Source organism: Cytobacillus sp. Bva_UNVM-123 (assembly GCF_046351715.2).
Lineage (GTDB): Bacteria > Bacillota > Bacilli > Bacillales > Cytobacillaceae > Cytobacillus.
The window spans coordinates 1,956,943-1,974,739 of record NZ_CM177772.1 but is presented as its reverse complement, the minus strand read 5'-3'; the positions used below and the strand labels follow the sequence as shown (position 1 = coordinate 1,974,739).

Here is a 17,797-nt window from a genome sequence, read left to right as displayed (position 1 = left end):
TATAATTCGGTCAATCATTTTTAAACAATTCTATAATATATGCATGATATCAATTTTAGTAGACTCTGTTCATTTTATCAACAAACAAAGAGAACTATCGTAAAAAGTTCACCATTTGTTCATTTTTAAAAACAAAAATGTGATCTTTTTAATAGCAGTATAAATTTTAATTGATCACATAAAAACCCATCCATGAATGGATGGGTAAAAATTTACTCAATTAACTGTGGGTCAAGTCTTAGCTGTTTTTCAATTTCAGTTTCTTCTTGTTCTTTACGATACCAACTAAAAAAGATTTGCGCTAAAGCAATGCCATATACAATTTCTTGAATGACTTTCATGATAACTCCACCAAGCTGTTGATCATTAATGAGAGACATTGAGCTAAACATTTCTGGCCCACTTAATGTTAACCCCGAAAGTGTAGATGCCGGAACACAAAGTTCCAAAGATTTTGCCCATGCCTCCGGGTCAGAAAACGATGCATACAATGGAACATCTGCAAAAATGATTAATCCGCAAGCCGGTAATAGTAAAGCCCCACCAGCAAAAATGTATCCCACTTTTTTAAGGCCACTTAATAATTGATATTCATCAAGCTTATTAATAAGTGGCCACCAAAAAAAGATGGCAACAACAAATAATAGAGTTGTATAGGCGGCATGATAAATGAAATTAGTCTTTACTACGTCAAATATTAATGGAATATGATAAAGGGAGAAAATCCCATTAAATAAAATTAACGCAGGTATCGGCTTTGTTAAAATAGAAAAAACATTTTTTAGTATTTTATTATTAAACAGCTTTCTCCAAATCCAAGGTGGAATCCCGAGGATAATAAATTGTGGAATGATTAGACAAAGGATAGCCATTTGAATCATATGTGCATAGAACATTAAATGACCCATCAAATCAATCGGTGAGCCTTTAATCAAATACAAAAGGATAATTGCTACAGAAAAATAGGTTGCTTGCCGTTTAGTTAGTGGCTCACTGTTTGAATATTTATGACGATATTTCACTGTAATCAGAAAGTATCCGATAAATAGGAGTAATAAAAATATGAAAAAATACGGGCTCCATAATGCTTGAAAACCAAAGATTTGTATTGCCATGCCTATTCACCCCTTATATAAACCATTAAAACACGAAATTCCCATTATTTAAAATATTTTGCCTACGTAAAAAGAAAACCGGCTTTTCGCCGATTTTCCCTTCTTTTTTACCACCAAATAATTGTCATATAGGCCAAAACTGTTATGAACGCCATAAATATTGCTGAATACATAAACATTTTCGGTGCCTCATGCCCTTCATGGCTCATATGCATAAAATAATATAATTGAAAAATAACTTGAACACAAGCTAATAGAAAAATAAAAGGAACGATAAACCAGCCTGTAAAATCTTTATATGCAACAGCAATAAAAGCAACAATCGTTAAGAAAATCATCAATGCAAATGTAATGACCTGATGTTTCATCTCTTCAGCATTTTTTTTACGACGATATTCAATGTCTACCCGAGGGGTACCTGAATTGAATTGTTCATTTGTCATCAGTTTATCCCACCATTCCCATTAAATATACTACAGTAAAAATAAATACCCATACAACGTCAATAAAGTGCCAATAAAGACTTGCTACATAATATTTTGGCGCATTGTAAAGGCTTAGGCCTCGTTTGCTGTTCCGAATAATTAATGTCGTTATCCATAATAAACCGAAGGCTACGTGAGCACCGTGGAAGCCTACAAGCGTATAGAAAGCAGATCCGAATGCACTGCTTGTAAAAGTGTGCCCAAATTTATCGACATAGTGATTAAATTCATAAATTTCCAACCCTAAAAAGGCTAAGCCAAGCAGCACAGTAATACCAAGCCAGAGCTGCATTTTTTTAAAATTAAAATTTTTCATATGATACATTGCATACACACTCGTTAACGAGCTTGTTAAAAGTATCATCGTCATGGCAAATACAAGTGGAATCTCAAATAAATCTTTTGCTAAAGGCATATCTGCTTTCGGAACTGAATCCTTTAATGCAAGATAGGTTGCAAAGAGAGAAGCGAAAAGAACTGTCTCTCCCCCTAAAAATATCCAAAATCCAACAAATTTATTTTTAGCCTCAAGGGTTTGTCGTTCAGGCGACGCAGGCCATTTTTCAAGCGTCATTTTCTCTTCTGCTTGCATTATGCCTCAACCCCCTTATCATTATTATCATTCATCAATTCTTCTTTAGGAATATGATACCCGTGATCATCTTTAATTGAACGGTAGCCCATTGATAATAATGTAAATAGAAGCCCGCCAATTAACACTGGGATTCCCCATGTATTTCCTTTATCTCCATGGAACATTGCACCAAATGCTGCAATGAAAAGACCTAAAGAAATTAAAAACGGTGTGAAGGAACTATTCGGCATATGAACATCGCCAAGTGGTTCGGCAGGAGACATCCCTTTCTTTCCTTCCATTTTTTCAAGCCAATAAGCATCAAGTCCACGTACAAGCGGAAGCTGTTTAAAGTTATAATATGGCGGTGGAGAAGAAATCGCCCATTCAAGAGTACGTCCATCTTCCCAAGGATCATTTCCAACTTTCACATTTTTCACACTCGTGACAATTACGTTGTATAACATAACAATCACACCAGCTGCCATTAAAAATGCACCAATTGAACTTACAAAGTTAGATGTTTCAAAACCTTGACCTGGTAAATATGTGAATACACGTCGCGGCATTCCCCATAAGCCAAGGAAATGTTGGATAAAGAATGTTAAGTGGAAACCGATGAAAAACAATACGAAAGTGATTTTTCCTAAAGTTTCATTCAACATTGTTCCAAACATTTTCGGCCAGTATAAATGTGTTGCTGCAAATATCGCAAACACAACCCCACCTACGATGACATAGTGGAAGTGAGCTACAACGAAATACGTATCATGATACTGATAGTCAGCAGCTGCAGCCCCGAGCATAACACCTGTTACCCCACCCATTATAAAAGATGGAATAAAGGCTAAAGCCCAAATCATCGGGGTTGTAAATCTTATACTTCCACCCCACATTGTAAATAACCAGTTAAAAATCTTTATGCCTGTTGGGACTGCAATCGCCATTGTTGAAACAGCAAAAATAGCGTTAGCGATTGGCCCTAATCCAGTTGTGAACATATGGTGAGCCCAAACCATAAATCCTAAGAAGCCGATTAAAACGGTCGCAAATACCATTGAAGAATAACCAAACAATCGTTTTCGCGAAAAAATCGAGAATATTTCAGAGAATATACCAAAGGCTGGCAAAATTAAAATATACACTTCTGGGTGTCCAAATATCCAGAAGAAGTGTTCCCAAATGATCGTATTTCCTCCCATTGATGCGTCAAAGAAGTTTGCCCCAAACATCCGATCAAATGTCATTAAAAATAAACTTACAGTTAATGGTGGAAATGCAAATAAGATAAGTCCAGAAACAATGAATGTCGTCCAAGTAAACATTGGCATTCTCATATATGTCATCCCTGGAGCACGCATATTAATAATTGTAACAAGGAAATTGATACCACCAATTAATGTACCTAATCCTGCAATCTGTAATCCAAGTGCATAAAAGTCAATGCCATGTCCTGTCGATGCTAAAGATAAAGAAGCATAAGACGTCCATCCAGCATCAGGAGCACCATCAACAAACCATGAGATATTTAGAAAAACTCCTCCGAAGAAAAACAACCAAAATCCCAATGAATTTAGAAATGGAAAAGCGACATCCCTTGCACCGATTTGCAGTGGCATTACCGCGTTCATAAATCCTAAAAGAATTGGCATTGCCGCCAAGAATATCATGGTTGTACCGTGCATTGTTAGTAATTCATTAAAAAAACCTGCACTAACAAAATCATTATTTGGTTTAAGAAGCTGAATGCGAATAAATAATGCCTCAAGTCCCCCAAGCAGGAAGAAAAATCCGCCAGCTATTAAATACATATGGGCAATTTTCTTATGGTCAACTGTTGTTAAATAGTCCCAAAGAGTTGCACCAAATCCTCTTTTTTGAGCCAAGGTACTCACAATTTTACCTCCCTTTAAAAAAAATCCACTATTTTTCTTGAACTTTTAACCCCATTAAATATGCAGTAAGCGCATCTAACTGTGCAGGTGTCAATTCACCATACATACCTGTCATTTTATTTCCAGGTTTATATGTTTCAGGGTCAGTTAACCAATTTTTTAAGTTTTCATCATTATGCTCTAAAAAACCAGCAATCGTCGTACGGTCGCCGAAAGTAGTTAAGTTTGGACCCATACGCCCTGCAGCAGGTGTACTATTCCCTGGTGTGACTGCATGACAGCCGATACAGCTTTTATTAAAGAGATCTTGACCGTCTTTTGCTAAGTCAGTTGTCGCCTGAACCGGTTCTTTAACATTGGTCATAGCAGTGACCCATTGATCAAACTCAGCACGTGGTATTGCTTTAACTTTAAAATCCATTAAGGCGTGAGAAGGACCACAAAGCTCTGCACATCTTCCTTGAAATAACTGACCTGCATTTTTAGCTTTCTCACCATCAAATTTCAACCAAAATTTATTTACGTTTTCAGTGTTGTTATCCATTTTTCCTCCAGCTGCTGGAATCCAAAATGAATGTTTTACATCTGAAGCAATTAGATTAAAGTAAACCTTTTCATCTGTTGGAACAACAAGTTCTTGTGATGTTACAATTTCCTGATTTGGGTATTCAAATTCCCACCAATATAAGTTTGCTCGAACATTTACGACAAGCACATCCGTTTTTCCATCTTCATTCTTCTCATCCATTGCAGAAACATCAGCTAAATTAAATACTGCTGAAACAACTGGAACAGCAAGAACTAAAATTAACAAAATCGGAATAACTGTCCAAATAATTTCTAATGTGTGATTTCCTTCAACTTGTTTTGGAATTTTATTGTCTTTTCGACGGAATTTTACCATTACAATGACAAAAATCACAGCTACAATTGCAATTACCCCTACCATGATCACGGTACTTAATACCATTAAATCAAACTGCTTTTGCGCTACTTCCCCTGCCGGCTGAAGCGTTGATAAATGCGGCTGGCCGCAAGCTGAAAGAATAAGCGTCAAAATCGCAAACAAGGATAGAAGCAGCCCCTTTGTAAGCCTTTTCATAGCTTAATCAAACCCCTCTTTCATAAATAAATTCGTTACATCTTTTTGTTTCAATAATTATAAATAAATTCTTTCAAATAACTTAGGAAAAGAAAGAATATCCTAACAATAAGGTAAGTGTTACTTATGTACTATAATTAGTATGGCTATAGAGAAAAATGTCTAATAATGTCGAGCGAGAGTATTTTTTAGCGAATAAAGGAATATCTCCCGCTCCTTTTCCTCAACATTTTATATAAGTGTGATAATTACCATAGCTACAAACATAATAGTCAGGTATTGTAAAGAGTATACAAACATTAATTTAGCCCATTTTATATCATCCTTAAATTTCCTAGCATATATTCCTGTAGCCACCCACCCAATATTTAGCAATGTTGCAAGAATGATGAAAGGCAACCCTAATTCAAAGAGAAAGAATGGCAGTGGAAACAACGCTGCAACCCATAAATAAATACTGCGCTTAGTCGCTTTGAAACCTTTTACAACTGGCAACATTGGTACATTTGCAGCTCGATATTCTTCAACCCTTCTCATTGCTAGAGCATAAAAATGAGGGGGCTGCCAAAAGAACATAATTAAAAATATGACCCAAGCCATTACACTTAAGTTAGCATCAATTGCTGCCCATCCAATTAATGGGGGAACAGCACCAGATATACTTCCAATTATCGTATTAGATACATATTTGCGCTTCGACCACATTGTATAAAGAACAATATAACTAAATACTCCTATTAAACCAATTATTACTGCTGTTGAAGTTGTCAGCATTAAAAGAAGAGTACCTAGTATGATGAAGAAAAAACTAAGAATAGCAACTGCAATTGGATTCATTTTTCCTGTAACAGTTGGTCTCCCTTTCGTTCTTTCCATAAATGGGTCAATGTCTCGGTCTAAATAATTATTTAGTGCACATGAACCAGCAATAATTAATGATGAACCAGCTAGTGCGTAAAAAACAATGTCTAAATTATCTAAAAAACTTCTTCCGGAAAAATGAAGAGCTAACCATAGTCCCGTAAATGTTGTGATTAGATTTGAATTAACGATCCCTATTTTTATAAGTGCTAAAAAATCTTTCCAAATTGTTGTTTGTGCGTGATGCAGACTTCCTTCACTGTTTTTAATTGCAGCTTCTCCGAAAGCCTTCGAGTCAGACATATTGTTTCCTCCTTATCCTTTATCACAAATAAAGCTTTCCCACTATACCTACTATAAAGCATTCTAGCCGACTTTACTATATTTGCAATAAAAAACGAAGGGCTCTCCATGATTTATTAGGGGATAATAGTTTTTCACTATTATTAACGTGGAAACCTTATTAAGTTCACTATCGAAAAAACAGACCTATCTCTGTATATTAAATCACACTTTAAGGGATTTTTGTGAATTTTTTTTGAAATATTTGTGACTAATTTGTGACGAAACACTTTTTTGCTTAATGATTCAAAGTTTTTCTGCCATAATAAGTATTAATGTTTATGAGACAGTTATTACAATGAATATAGTTAAAATAATGCTGAAAGTTGGAAAATGTTACTAAGTTTTTGTATGATCAAACATGCTATAATCGAATATCTGTTCAATTTCCAAATTATTCGATATGATGAAAGCGATATCTTTACTTTTTTTCCATTTCTTTTATTATACTAATCAAAAGCTGAATTTTACAAATTAATGAACTTTTTAAAGAAGGTGAAATACTTTGCAACGAGCATTAAAATGGTTCGCGGTATTAACAACAATTGGGATGCTCTTAATATTATTAGGTGGAGCACTCGTAACAAAAACAGATTCAGGCATGGGATGTGGTCGATCGTGGCCTCTTTGCAACGGTGAATTGATTCCGAAAGAGATTACAATTGAGTTAGTGATCGAACTTGCACACCGTGTAATTTCAGGTTCAGTCGGTATTATGGTTTTAATCTTATCCTTTTGGTCCTGGCGTGTCATTGGACATATTAGAGAAACAAAATTTTTGGCACTTACCTCCATATTTTTTCTTGTTCTTCAAGGTTTAATTGGAGCTGCTGCAGTTCTTTGGGGACAATCTGATTTTGTTCTTGCACTGCACTTCGGTATTTCTTTAATTTCATTTGCAACTGTTTTTTTATTAACACTGCTTATTTTTGAAGTGGACAGAAAATTTGATGCAGAAAAAATCGTACTTGATAATCGGATGAAGAAGCATATTCTTGGCGTTACATTGTATAGCTATATAGTTGTTTATACTGGTGCACTCGTTCGTCATGTTGAAGCAAGCTTAGTTTGTCGTGATTGGCCACTTTGTATAAACAGCGAATTCTCTCTTCCTTCAAATATGTATGAATGGGTTCAGATGGGTCACCGAGCAGCTGCAGGACTTATTTTTATTTGGATCGCTTATATAACAGTGCTGGCGTTTAAACATTATAAAAATCAAAAAGTTATTTATTGGGGATGGATTATTTCATTTGTTCTCGTTTCCCTTCAGGTTATAGCAGGTGCACTTGTCGTCCTCACACGTTTAAATTTATATATTGCTTTAGCACACGCATTTTTCATTTCTTGTTTATTTGGCATGTTAAGTTACTTTATTTTACTTTCTTTTAGAAGTAAAAAAAATGCCATTGAGCTTGAAAATACCGACGATCATGATAAAACCATTTCCTCACGACCTGTATCTGCACAATAAGAAAGCCATTTCTAAAAAATAATAGAGAGGTAATAGCCATGTGCTATTCCTCTCTTTTATTTTCTTCTATTTTGTAAGTTCTATTAATAAATCACCTGTCTGAATGGCTTCACCATTTCCTACGTAAATATCTTTTATCGTACCCGAAAATGGCGCTTGAACGGTTGTTTCCATCTTCATTGCTTCAGTAATCATTAAATGATCACCTTTTTCTACTTTTTCTCCCTTTTTGGCTACAACCTTAATAACGGTTCCAGGCATTGAAGCCCCAATATGGCTTTCATTATGCGGATCTGCCTTCATTCTTGAAGCAACTGTTGCTTTAATACTCTCATCTTTAATAATAACTTCACGAGGCTGCCCATTTAATTCAAAATAAACAACTCTAGTTCCATCTGCTTGCGGTTGTCCGATCGAAACTAGTTTCACGATAAGCGTTTTACCTGTCTCTATTTCAATTTCAACCTCTTCACCTAATCTCAAACCAAAATGAAAGGTTGGTGTGTCAAGAACAGATACATCCCCAAATTGCTCAACGGTTTTAATATAGTCTTGAAAAACTTTAGGATAAAGGGCATAAGCTAATTTATCAAAGCTTGTCACAGGCCTTCCAAGCTCTTTATAAAGTTGTTCACTCATGCCATCAAAATCAACATCTTCAAGCAATTCCCCTGGACGAACTGTAAGTGGTTTTCGATTTTTCAAAATTACTTTCTGTAATTCTTCCGGGAACCCTCCGTAAGGCTGTCCAAGATACCCTTCAAATAGCTCGATGACTGAATCAGGAAAATCAATAGAATTCCCTTTTTCCAGCACATCTTTTTCAGTTAACTGATTTTGAACCATGAATAATGCCATATCTCCTACTACTTTAGAAGATGGTGTTACTTTTACAATATCACCAAACATGAGATTTACACGGGTATACATTTCTTTAACCTCATCCCATTTATCTCCAAGACCTACCCCCTTCGCCTGCTGCTGAAGATTACTATATTGACCTCCAGGCATTTCATGTTGATAGACTTCCGTATGTGGGGACATCATTCCTGACTCAAAGTCCGCGTAATATTTACGCACATCCTCCCAGTAATAAGATAGCTGTTCAAGGGCTTGAATATTAATATTTGGCTTTCTATCTGTCCCTTCTAATGCATAGTAAAGTGAGTTTGCACTTGGCTGAGAAGTTAAGCCTGCCATTGTACTTAAGGCGACATCAACAATATCGACTCCCGCTTCTATCGCTTTAGCATAAGTTAAGATCCCATTCCCACTCGTGTCGTGAGTATGAAGATGAATGGGAATGTTAACCGTTTCTTTCAATTCGCTTATAAGCGTGTATGCTGATTGAGGCTTTAATAAACCTGCCATATCTTTAATCGCTAAAATATGAGCGCCTTGATTTTCCAACTCTTTTGCTAAATTTTTGTAATAATTTAAATTGTATTTTGGTCTAGATAAATCAGTTAGATCACCTGTATAACAGATTGCTGCTTCAGCTATCTTTCCTGTTTGGCGAACTGCATCAATGGCTACCTCCATCGCTTTTATCCAGTTTAAGCTGTCAAAAATACGGAATACATCAATACCTGCATAGGCAGACTTTTTAACAAACTCACGAATAACATTATCAGGATAGTTTTTGTAACCGACAGCGTTTGATCCTCTGAATAGCATTTGAAAGAGGACATTTGGCATTTTTTCTCGTAAAATTAAGAGTCTTTCCCAAGGGTCCTCTTTCAAAAAGCGGTACGCCACATCAAATGTTGCCCCTCCCCACATTTCATATGAGAACATTTCCGGCAATAGTTTAGCAGTAGGTTCTGCTATATGTTTAATATCGTTCGTTCTAACCCTAGTTGCTAATAATGATTGATGCGCATCTCGGAAAGTTGTATCTGTTAGCAACACTTCCTTTTGTTCCTTAATCCATTTAACCAGTCCGTCTGCACCTTGTTTCTCAAGAATCTGCTTTGTTCCATCTTGAAATTTCGTATCAGCTTTTAGCTTAGGAATTCTCGGTTGAGCAAAAATAGGTCTCTTCTTCTGTTCAATACCTGGAAAGCCGTTTATCGTAACATTTCCAATATAGTTCAACATTTTTGTTCCGCGGTCTCTTCGTACCGGGAACATGAACAGCTCAGGAGTTTGATCAATAAAAGAAGTATCGTATTCGCCTTTAATAAATTTTTCATGTTTGACAACATTTTCAAGGAAAGGGATGTTTGTTTTAATACCTCGAATTCTAAATTCCTGAAGATTTCTTACCATTTTGGCAGCAGCCTGCTCAAATGTCATCGCCTGTGTTGATAACTTCACAAGTAATGAATCATAGTAAGGTGTAATGACCGCTCCTTGAAAACCGTTACCTGCGTCAAGCCGAACACCAAAGCCTCCACCTGTGCGGTAAGCCATAATTTTCCCAGTATCAGGCATGAAATTATTAAGTGGATCCTCAGTCGTTACACGTGATTGAATTGCGTAACCGTTAATATGAATGTTTTCTTGACTAGGAATTCCAACTTTTTCGCTATGGAGGGAATACCCCTCAGCAACTAAAATTTGTGTTTGGACAATATCTATTCCTGTTATCATTTCCGTTATTGTATGCTCAACTTGAACTCGCGGGTTTACTTCTATGAAATAGAATTCATTATTTGCGACTAAAAATTCGACTGTCCCTGCATTTAAATAGCCTACATTTTCCATCAAACGAACTGCTGCTTCACAAATTTCGTCGCGAAGTTTACTTTCTAAAGAGACACACGGAGCGACTTCAACTACTTTCTGATGTCGTCGTTGAACAGAACAATCTCTTTCATAAAGATGAATGATCGTTCCTTGCTTATCCCCAATGATTTGAACCTCAATATGCTTTGGTTTTTCAATAAACTTTTCTACATAGACTTCATCACTTCCAAATGCAGCCTTCGCTTCAGACTTGGCTCTATCATAAGCCTCTTTTATTTCATCTAGATTTTGAACAATGCGCATGCCTCTTCCGCCACCACCAAGTGACGCCTTTATAATGATCGGAAATCCATGCTTTTTTCCAAAGTTAATCACATCATCTATTTCTTTTATAGGGCCATCGCTGCCAGGTATTACCGGAATTTCTGCAAGCTGGGCTTGAGTTCTTGCTTTTACTTTGTCACCGAACATATCTAGATGACGAGACTCTGGTCCAATGAAAATAATGCCTTCTTCTTCACATCTTCTCGCAAATTGAATATTTTCCGATAAAAATCCATAGCCAGGATGAATGGCATCTACATCACTGCTTTTCGCAATTTCAATAATCCCTTCGATGTCTAAATAGGCATCAATCGGCTTTTTACCCTCTCCAACTAGGTATGCCTCATCAGCTTTATAGCGATGGAATGAACTAGAATCCTCTTTCGAATAAATAGCAACAGTCCGAATATTTAATTCCGTACATGCACGAAATACTCTGATCGCAATTTCGCCTCTGTTTGCTACTAATACTTTGTTTATACGTCTGCTCAATAAAAACACCCCGAATTCTTTTAGTTTTTCTCTGTAAAATGAATTACAGAGTTGTGAGCATACGCTCATAATTGTTTTTTTATATAACAAATGGAGGATTTCTCCTCCATCTATTTTCGAAACTGATAAGACATTCTAGCGGAAGAATGCTCAATTTGTTCATGCTTCGTTTTTTCTTGTTTATTTTTATACTTATTTTCATAATTCGTAAACATCGATACATTAACAAGAATCCCCATTGCCAATGATAATTGTAAGAGTGATGATCCACCATAACTTACAAATGGCAATGGCACACCTGTTAGTGGAATGACTCCGGATACCCCTGCTAGATTAATAAATGATTGAATCCCAATCATGCTAGAAATACCGATTGCTAACAAACTACCGAAAGCATCCTTTGATTTTAACCCAATATAAATTCCTTTTAAAACAATATAACCAAGTAAAAGTAGTACGAAGCCTACACCAAATACTCCAAGCTCCTCAGAAACAATAGCGATGATAAAGTCTGTATGAGGTTCCGGTAAGTACCCGAGCTTCTGAATACTATTGCCTAATCCTAAACCTTGAACACCTCCAGCACCTAGAGCAAGATAGGAGTTAATCATATGGTACCCAATATCCGGATCTGCAGTGAATGGGTCAATAAATGCGTCGATACGCCCAAGACGCACTGGAGAAAGCAATTTATCTTTCATGATAAGAAAAAATGGAACAGTCACAATTAAGCCCATCATACATAGCTTCATAATATTCTTTAGACTCATTCCTGAACATATGATAATCATTGCAGCAATCAGAAAAATGATAGCTGCAGTTCCTACGTCGGGTTCTATAATAACAAGTCCACAAGCGAGCAATAAGTAAGCAAGAGGTGGAACAACACCCTTATTAAACTCATTTATGTATGATTGCTTCTTTGCATACACAGCTGATAAATAAATGATTACCGTCAATTTGATGAATTCAGAAGGCTGTAAACTTCTTGTTCCCAGCTTAAGCCAGCTTTGTGCGTTATTTACTGCGTGTCCAAATAAAAAAATGGCAAACAATGCTCCCAATGAAATAAACACCATTGGGATAAGCAGCTTATTATTTAGTAAAGCCTTGTAGGGGAATATTGCCATTACGACAAATGCAAGCCCAGAGATAATTAAATGGAACTTTTGCTTATTATAAAAGTAATCACTTTCAACATGATTAATTTGTACAGCATTTACCATACTTGCACTGTATATCATGATGAGACCAAATACAGATAGCATTACGACTGCAATAATTAATGAGTAATCATATGACTTTAATATTTTTTTTACCATAATGCCTCTTCCCTTATTTTATTACATAATTTTATTTATTCTACTAAAGCACTAAAATGTCCTGCAAGTGAAGTAAAAAAACTCAAACAGTCTCATTAAGATTGTTTGAGTTTTTTCTTCTTTATTTTCTTACTGACGCTTCATGCAGAATGGAAAGCTCTTTTTCCAGTGTAGCCAAAATAGCCTTTCCTTCCGACTCTTCAATTAAGCCGAGTCGAACCGCAAAATCTATTTCCCGAGACAATCCAAACATTTGCGTGTCTAATACCTCTTCATAGAGCGGGCATTGAGGCATTGTAAGATTGTCCATCTGCACTTTAATTAATTTTAATATTTTAGCAGCATCAGCCTTTAAGAGGGCATTTGCTTTCTCACGTGTATCTATTATCATCTCTGAAGCCAACTTTCAATCCCTCCGTTTCCGAGCGATTTTCCTATCTATAAATTTTATACTTAAGAACGGAAAAAATCAAGAATATTAAGGATTTGATCGAAAGAAATAATAGCAGTATACTTACGGATGTAAAGAAATCTATTGAGATTAATTTTCATAACTTCAGTTTTTATAAAAAGGAGGAATTTCATGGATAATATTATTTTAATAAGTGGAAAAGTGAAATTTCCAATCACTCTTGATCCAGGCGTATGGATATTTGATGATCGTCGTCTAGATTTAAATACATATTTCCTTACAGAAGAAAGCAAAAAAAATGATTTAGAAGAGTATACAAAATCTATTTCCAAGCATTGGGATCGAGAAATAATGGAAGGTGCAATATTTCCTCCAACTTTAAAGGCAGAAAAGAAATATGAAAAAGAAAAGGTACTAACTGGAACTTTTGGAATCCCATTCAAGCCTTTTCTACGTAATGCTGAAATAGAAAATGATGCAAGTACATTGATTATTACGACAAGTGATGATGAAGTCAGAGTCCCATTAGTGGACGCTGAAGAATTAATTTTAGGCTTCTCAAAAGATGGTCAGCCTTTAAAAGACGATGGTCCTGTTCATGTTTATTTTGGTGATGGAAGGAATAAAGAAAAGCCTCTAAAAAATGTGAAAGCATTTAAAGTAGAATAAAAAGAACAAAGAAAAGGGCGGCTTATGTCCGCCTTTTTTCATTTGAATAATGTTAATAAACGAGCATTTATAACAAATCTGCAGCTAGTTGTGCTAAAGATGACCTTTCCCCTTTAATAAGTTTTGTATGACCTGAAATCGTTTGATCTTTAAATTTCTCAACGACATATGTTAACCCGTTATTGTATATGTCCAAATATGGATGATCAATCTGTTCAGGATCTCCCATTAAGACAATTTTACTCCCTTCACCGACACGAGTTAAAATTGTTTTTACTTCGTGCTTCGTTAAATTTTGTGCTTCATCTATGATGATGAATTGATCTGGAATGCTTCTACCTCGAATATAAGTTAACGCTTCTACTTCAATTGAGCCCATACCAGCTAATATCGCATCAAGTTCGCCTGGTTTCTTCACATTAAATAAATACTCGAGATTATCGAAAATGGGCTGCATCCAAGGTCTTAGTTTTTCTTCCTTTTCCCCGGGTAGAAAACCAAGATCTTTCCCAACTGGAACGATCGGACGTGCAACAAGCAGCTTTTTATAATAACCAAAATCCTCTGTTTGCATTAGTCCTGAAGCTAGAGCTAGTAAAGTTTTTCCTGTACCAGCCTTGCCAGTCAACGTCACTAAAGGTAAATCTTTTCTTAATAAAAGTTCCATAGCGATTGTTTGTTGAACATTTCTTGGCTTTATTCCCCATATATGATCATAATCAAAAGTAAGTTTTTTTACTTTTTTTCTAGCTTTATCAACAACGCCAATTGCCGATGATGAAGAACCTGTTGCATCCTTCATGATGATAAATTGGTTCGGATAAAATGTTAAATTCCGCATGACTGAAAATGGAATTTCTCCTTTTTCATAAAACTGATTAATGATCTCTTTCTCAATAAAAATTTCCATAAATCCAGTGTATAAATGATCATTATCAATAACTCGATCACTTAAATAGTCCTCACTTATTAACCCTATCGCATCAGCCTTTACTCTTACTAAGGCATCTTTACTTACTAAAATGACAGTTCGTCCATTTTTTCGTGTACTTTCTTCAAGTGATAGGTTTTTTGCAACGGCCAAAATTCGATTATCATTCGTTTTCTCAACAAATATATCTTGTAGCTGCTGAAACGAGCGATGATTTAATTCAATTCTTAAAGTACCACCATTCTCAAGTAGTATTTTTTCATGGAGCTTTCCTGTTTGTCTTAAACTATCTATTAACCTTGATACTTGCCTTGCATTTCTTCCGATCTCATCCATATACCTTTTCTTTGAGTCAACTTCCTCTAATACTACAGCTGGAATAATGACATCATTCTCTTCAAATGTAAAGATTGAATTCGGGTCTTGTAGCAATACATTCGTATCTAACACGTATATTTTACTCAATCCGATGCCTCCCGCTCCTCTTTGGACGTTATACAAGTAAAAACAGCCTTAAGTGAAACTCACCCCATCACAGATGAACTGTTTTTACTATTTTATTAATTTGTGAAGACAGTGGAACGAATAGAACTTTGATTAAATATATGATTTTCCGAATAAAGATAGAAGAAATTTTACACAATAATCGTTAAAGAATCCTTTTATCATCCTAATTTTCTACAAAGGAGTTCAGCAGAGGTTATTAGCATTTTATAGGAGGTTTTTAAATATGAAGACAAGGATCATCATTTTAGCTTTCATGATATTAGCTGGCTGTAGTGCAAATAATAATGATGGGAATGATAATCAATCACAAAAATTAGTCAATGTAAAGAATAGTGCCATTCAAGATGTAGATAGAAAATCAGGTCAAGAAATTTCAAGACGTCTTGTCGAACTTGCTAGCAGTATACCAAATGTTAATGATGCTACTGCAGTTGTTTTAGGTCAATATGCTATAGTCGGAATCGATGTCAATAAAAATTTAGAACGCTCAGAAGTGGGATCAATTAAATATTCCGTTGCAGAAAGTTTAAAGCATGACCCGTATGGAGCTCAAGCCATCATTATTGCAGATCCAGATATGAATGCTCGTTTAAAAGAAATTTCAGATGATATCAAGGCTGGAAAACCGGTTCAAGGCATTATAAATGAGTTAGCAGATATCGCTGGAAGGCTTATGCCAGAAATTCCGTCAGACATTATTAATCCAACACCTAAAAATTCACTAGAAAAAAATAAAAAGGGGTTGAACAATGAGCAAGATAAGCAGTTAGAAAAGAAACAACAAGAACAATCGAATTTCTATAAATAAACATGTCAATCTCACCTATTTAAGAAAGACATTTCTACAAAAAAATCCCTCCTTTGTTACACTTTCCTAACTGTAACAAAGGAGGGATTTTATGTATTTTAATTAAAGTTAAGCGTTTTTCATTGCTTCCATCACTTGCTTATCCAATCTTGCCGCAGCTGCTTTATCATATGTTTTATCATATTGTGGCTCAGACACAATTTTTGATCCGTAGAACATGACATCCCTTACTTCACTAATATTTATTTCCACTAAAGCAAGCTTTAACGGTACACCATCAAGCTTTTCCGCTTTAACAGACGCATTTCCAGCAATAGAATATGTAGATTCATTTGCAATTACGTTAAGTACGACCTTGTTGTTGTTTGTGAGATTTTGAATAATTCGAGAGCGATTATCCACTGCAAAATAGATGGTTTCTTCATTTTTGGCAAGCACCCATGATATGGCACTAACATTTGGACCACCTGTTTCAAAATCTACTGTTGCAATAGTAACGAATCGCTCCTTTTGAAGCTCATCATACAAGGCTTTAATTAATTTTGGTTCCACCTGATTAGCCATTTCAATCCCCCCTATAGTTTTCATCATATTATGATGTTCATGAACTTACAAATAAAACACATACTTTACACATTATAAACAATCAAAGTATCTGTTCTCAACCTATTAAGTAGTTCAACTTCTAAAACTCTCATCTCGTTAACATTGTTGTCCTTCATAACTAAATCCAATATTCTAACAACAGCATAATTTTTCGTAAAGAAATTCGATATAAGGACAAACATCATATATAATAAACATAGTAAATAAAACGACAATAATTAAGCAAGACTTACAAATAGAGGTGCAAGCATGCGAGTAAAATGTGTCATATGTGATAAAATCGAATCCATTGAAAATGAATCTCCACAAGCAAAAAGACTTCGGAACCGACCAATTCACACATATATGTGTAATGAATGCGATTCAAGAATAACGACCAATACATTAAAAAGAATTGAAACAGGTAACTTTAGACTATACCGCAGCAAAAAAACGGAAGAAGATTGGTAAAATAGACTTTTAGCAGATGGAAAAAGAGCCGCCAAATTGTGTGCGGCTCTTCATTTATTCTGGATAGTTAATATATTTATCAGGCTCGGAATTTATCTGATCGAGCATCACTTCAATTAGTTCTCTTGGAAAGCGTGATTTCTTTCTTTCGCCATTTTGATCAAAATGAACATAATACATGACTTCATCTTTTTCAATTTCTATATTAGTGAGGTGGTGTTCGTTAACAAGCATATCGCCAAACATTTTTTCGGTTTCTGCTGCTGCTGTATCATCTGGTCTTGCATCCTTCACAATTTTAATTGTTAACCAATTGTATAAATTGTCTTGCAATGATTTCATAACGATCATCTCCAAACTAAGATTCTTTACTACCCAAGCTTCTTCTGTTGATTAAGACGAATTTTGTAGACAATTAGAATTAATGCTGCTACTACTAGGCCCTCTGTAATTGGAAGAAACACGGCAAAGAATGTTAATATTGTACAACCTAAAATCAAAAACAAATAAATAACAGCTGATTTGATTAGTGGAAGCTTTTTAGCAAATCCTAGCTTAAATACGATAATACATAAAACGATGATCGTTATATAAAGAAGCCACATTCCCAATGTTGAGTTTTCTTGAACTTTATATAAGGCAGCAAAAAAAGACAGACTATCATTTATATCACTATTCCCCATCTTACTTCTTCCCCCTTTACTTTTATATTCAAAAAAGGAGGGAAGTTTTGCTCC

17 protein-coding genes are annotated in these 17,797 nt (G+C 35.4%); 4 read left to right on the top strand and 13 right to left on the bottom strand.

Features of this window, described 5'->3' with window-relative positions; genetic code table 11:
* Positions 1–212 precede the first annotated feature (212 nt).
* From ctaG to cyoE, 6 genes are all read right to left on the bottom strand, one after another.
* Positions 213–1,115 (bottom strand): cytochrome c oxidase assembly factor CtaG, encoded by a 903-nt coding sequence (ctaG, locus tag KDN24_RS09700; RefSeq protein ID WP_409974661.1) that lies wholly within the window; start codon positions 1,113–1,115, stop codon positions 213–215.
* A gap of 107 nt (positions 1,116–1,222) precedes the next feature.
* Complete coding sequence (gene ctaF / locus KDN24_RS09695) at positions 1,223–1,558, bottom strand: cytochrome c oxidase subunit IVB (protein ID WP_409974660.1); 336 nt, start codon at positions 1,556–1,558, stop codon at positions 1,223–1,225.
* A 4-nt stretch (positions 1,559–1,562) separates the two neighbouring features.
* Entirely contained in the window at positions 1,563–2,192 is a 630-nt protein-coding gene (locus KDN24_RS09690) for a cytochrome (ubi)quinol oxidase subunit III (RefSeq protein ID WP_409974659.1), read from the bottom strand.
* Positions 2,192–4,069, bottom strand: coding sequence for a cytochrome c oxidase subunit I (gene ctaD / locus KDN24_RS09685; protein WP_409974658.1), 1,878 nt, complete (start codon positions 4,067–4,069; stop codon positions 2,192–2,194). The genes KDN24_RS09690 and ctaD overlap by 1 nt, the downstream gene beginning before the upstream one ends.
* 28 nt (positions 4,070–4,097) lie before the next feature.
* Positions 4,098–5,171: a cytochrome c oxidase subunit II gene (gene coxB / locus KDN24_RS09680; RefSeq protein ID WP_409974657.1), complete on the bottom strand. Its 1,074-nt coding sequence runs from the start codon at positions 5,169–5,171 to the stop codon at positions 4,098–4,100.
* Between the two features lie 231 nt (positions 5,172–5,402).
* A complete protein-coding gene (cyoE, locus tag KDN24_RS09675; RefSeq protein WP_409974656.1) occupies positions 5,403–6,335 on the bottom strand; it encodes a heme o synthase in 933 nt (310 codons plus the stop codon).
* Positions 6,336–6,879: 544 nt separating this feature from the next.
* Between cyoE and KDN24_RS09670 the strand changes: the two genes are divergently transcribed.
* On the top strand, positions 6,880–7,848 hold the full coding sequence (locus KDN24_RS09670) for a COX15/CtaA family protein (RefSeq protein WP_409974655.1): 969 nt from the start codon (positions 6,880–6,882) through the stop codon (positions 7,846–7,848).
* 66 nt (positions 7,849–7,914) lie between these two features.
* On the opposite strand, the gene pyc is transcribed toward KDN24_RS09670, so the two are convergent.
* The 3 genes from pyc to KDN24_RS09655 all read right to left on the bottom strand — a co-directional run bounded on the left by pyc (position 7,915) and on the right by KDN24_RS09655 (position 13,080).
* The gene (gene pyc / locus KDN24_RS09665) at positions 7,915–11,355 is read right to left on the bottom strand and encodes a pyruvate carboxylase (RefSeq protein WP_409974654.1); all 3,441 of its coding nucleotides are present in this window, start codon (positions 11,353–11,355) and stop codon (positions 7,915–7,917) included.
* A 110-nt stretch (positions 11,356–11,465) separates the two neighbouring features.
* A complete protein-coding gene (locus tag KDN24_RS09660; protein WP_409974653.1) occupies positions 11,466–12,677 on the bottom strand; it encodes an FtsW/RodA/SpoVE family cell cycle protein in 1,212 nt (403 codons plus the stop codon).
* Positions 12,678–12,798: 121 nt separating this feature from the next.
* The gene (locus KDN24_RS09655) at positions 12,799–13,080 is read right to left on the bottom strand and encodes an Fpa/YlaN family protein (RefSeq protein ID WP_409974652.1); all 282 of its coding nucleotides are present in this window, start codon (positions 13,078–13,080) and stop codon (positions 12,799–12,801) included.
* Between the two features lie 180 nt (positions 13,081–13,260).
* Between KDN24_RS09655 and KDN24_RS09650 the strand changes: the two genes are divergently transcribed.
* Positions 13,261–13,758, top strand: a complete 498-nt coding sequence (locus KDN24_RS09650) for a peptidyl-prolyl cis-trans isomerase (protein ID WP_409974651.1) — start codon at positions 13,261–13,263, stop codon at positions 13,756–13,758.
* A gap of 67 nt (positions 13,759–13,825) precedes the next feature.
* Here KDN24_RS09650 and KDN24_RS09645 read toward each other — a convergent pair whose 3' ends face one another.
* The gene (locus KDN24_RS09645; RefSeq protein ID WP_409974650.1) at positions 13,826–15,154 is read right to left on the bottom strand and encodes a PhoH family protein; all 1,329 of its coding nucleotides are present in this window, start codon (positions 15,152–15,154) and stop codon (positions 13,826–13,828) included.
* Between the two features lie 265 nt (positions 15,155–15,419).
* Here KDN24_RS09645 and KDN24_RS09640 point away from each other — a divergent pair, with 265 nt between their 5' ends.
* The gene (locus tag KDN24_RS09640; protein WP_409974649.1) at positions 15,420–16,004 is read left to right on the top strand and encodes a YhcN/YlaJ family sporulation lipoprotein; all 585 of its coding nucleotides are present in this window, start codon (positions 15,420–15,422) and stop codon (positions 16,002–16,004) included.
* Between the two features lie 108 nt (positions 16,005–16,112).
* Here KDN24_RS09640 and KDN24_RS09635 read toward each other — a convergent pair whose 3' ends face one another.
* The gene (locus tag KDN24_RS09635; RefSeq protein WP_409974648.1) at positions 16,113–16,568 is read right to left on the bottom strand and encodes a pyridoxamine 5'-phosphate oxidase family protein; all 456 of its coding nucleotides are present in this window, start codon (positions 16,566–16,568) and stop codon (positions 16,113–16,115) included.
* A gap of 291 nt (positions 16,569–16,859) precedes the next feature.
* Here KDN24_RS09635 and KDN24_RS09630 point away from each other — a divergent pair, with 291 nt between their 5' ends.
* Positions 16,860–17,060 (top strand): YlaI family protein, encoded by a 201-nt coding sequence (locus KDN24_RS09630; RefSeq protein ID WP_409974647.1) that lies wholly within the window; start codon positions 16,860–16,862, stop codon positions 17,058–17,060.
* Between the two features lie 54 nt (positions 17,061–17,114).
* Here the strand turns inward: KDN24_RS09630 and KDN24_RS09625 are convergent, their stop codons facing one another.
* Together KDN24_RS09625 and KDN24_RS09620 are read right to left on the bottom strand one after the other, a co-directional pair.
* Complete coding sequence (locus KDN24_RS09625; RefSeq protein ID WP_409974646.1) at positions 17,115–17,402, bottom strand: hypothetical protein; 288 nt, start codon at positions 17,400–17,402, stop codon at positions 17,115–17,117.
* Positions 17,403–17,431: 29 nt separating this feature from the next.
* Positions 17,432–17,743 carry a YlaH-like family protein gene (locus tag KDN24_RS09620; RefSeq protein WP_409974645.1) on the bottom strand — a complete coding sequence of 104 codons (312 nt, stop codon included), beginning with the start codon at positions 17,741–17,743 and terminating at the stop codon, positions 17,432–17,434.
* Positions 17,744–17,797: the final 54 nt, after the last annotated feature.

Bases quoted from the DNA above. Each gene is read 5' to 3' on its own strand.
- KDN24_RS09620 (WP_409974645.1), bottom strand. From the start codon at position 17,743: ATGGGGAATAGTGATATAAATGATAGTCTGTCTTTTTTTGCTGCCTTA.
- ctaG (WP_409974661.1), bottom strand. From the start codon at position 1,115: ATGGCAATACAAATCTTTGGTTTTCAAGCATTATGGAGCCCGTATTTT.
- coxB (WP_409974657.1), bottom strand. From the start codon at position 5,171: ATGAAAAGGCTTACAAAGGGGCTGCTTCTATCCTTGTTTGCGATTTTG.
- KDN24_RS09650 (WP_409974651.1), top strand. From the start codon at position 13,261: ATGGATAATATTATTTTAATAAGTGGAAAAGTGAAATTTCCAATCACT.
- KDN24_RS09660 (WP_409974653.1), bottom strand. From the start codon at position 12,677: ATGGTAAAAAAAATATTAAAGTCATATGATTACTCATTAATTATTGCA.
- KDN24_RS09630 (WP_409974647.1), top strand. From the start codon at position 16,860: ATGCGAGTAAAATGTGTCATATGTGATAAAATCGAATCCATTGAAAAT.
- cyoE (WP_409974656.1), bottom strand. From the start codon at position 6,335: ATGTCTGACTCGAAGGCTTTCGGAGAAGCTGCAATTAAAAACAGTGAA.
- KDN24_RS09690 (WP_409974659.1), bottom strand. From the start codon at position 2,192: ATGCAAGCAGAAGAGAAAATGACGCTTGAAAAATGGCCTGCGTCGCCT.
- KDN24_RS09625 (WP_409974646.1), bottom strand. From the start codon at position 17,402: ATGAAATCATTGCAAGACAATTTATACAATTGGTTAACAATTAAAATT.
- ctaF (WP_409974660.1), bottom strand. From the start codon at position 1,558: ATGACAAATGAACAATTCAATTCAGGTACCCCTCGGGTAGACATTGAA.
- KDN24_RS09640 (WP_409974649.1), top strand. From the start codon at position 15,420: ATGAAGACAAGGATCATCATTTTAGCTTTCATGATATTAGCTGGCTGT.
- KDN24_RS09635 (WP_409974648.1), bottom strand. From the start codon at position 16,568: ATGGCTAATCAGGTGGAACCAAAATTAATTAAAGCCTTGTATGATGAG.